General features: G+C 45.7%; 2 protein-coding genes. Both read left to right on the plus strand.

What is annotated here, in order from left to right:
- Window positions 1–136 (plus strand): lytic murein transglycosylase (locus A3729_RS30675; RefSeq protein ID WP_197475638.1); only part of this gene is annotated, 136 nt, incomplete at its 5' end.
- 79 nt (window positions 137–215) lie between these two features.
- On the plus strand, window positions 216–763 hold a 548-nt coding region (locus tag A3729_RS06740; protein WP_156497748.1), incomplete at its 3' end, for a septal ring lytic transglycosylase RlpA family protein.

The following is a 763-nucleotide window of genomic DNA, read 5'->3' on the forward strand; positions in this document are numbered from 1 at the left end:
ACTTCAAGGGGCTACCGGTGAAGAGTATTGGTTAACCTTGAGGAATTTTTACGTGATTACTCGCTATAACCATAGTCATTTATATGCGATGGCAGTTTACCAGCTTTCCGAGGCTCTAAAGCTAGGAATGAACTAAGGTGTTGAGTAGTTTGCGTTGCATTCTCTTGTGTTGCCTGGCCCTGCTTTTGCTGGCTTGTAGTAGTTCTCGCTACAGCATGAAGCATGATGTCGGGCCTACTGGAGAGTTCGATGTATCCAAGGTGCCAGATGCAATCCCTAAATGGGAGCCAATCAGCCCAAAAGGCAATTACTCTCCTTATACTGTGCGAGGAAAGGAGTATCACCTGCTCGATTCGATTAAGGAGTATCGCGAGGAGGGGATTGGCTCTTGGTACGGCTTGAAGTTTCATGGTGAGCTGACTTCAAATGGTGAGATTTATAATATGTATGCCATGTCGGCAGCGCATAAGACCTTGCCTCTTCCTGCCTATTTGAAGGTGACAAATCTCGAAAATCAAAGGTCGGTTGTGGTTAGAGTTAATGACCGTGGGCCATTTCATGAAGGTAGAATATTAGATCTATCTTATGCCGCAGCCAAGAAGCTGGATTACCACAACAAAGGAACTGCCAGGCTTTTACTAGAATCAATCGTTGTACCAAAACCAACAGTGAGTGGTGAGGAGGCTTCGGGGGTAAAAGAAAGCAAAGACCGCTTAGCCTATTTTGTTCAAGTGGCGGCGCTATCTAATCAGGCTTCGGCTAA

Source organism: Oleiphilus sp. HI0043 (genome assembly GCF_001634935.1).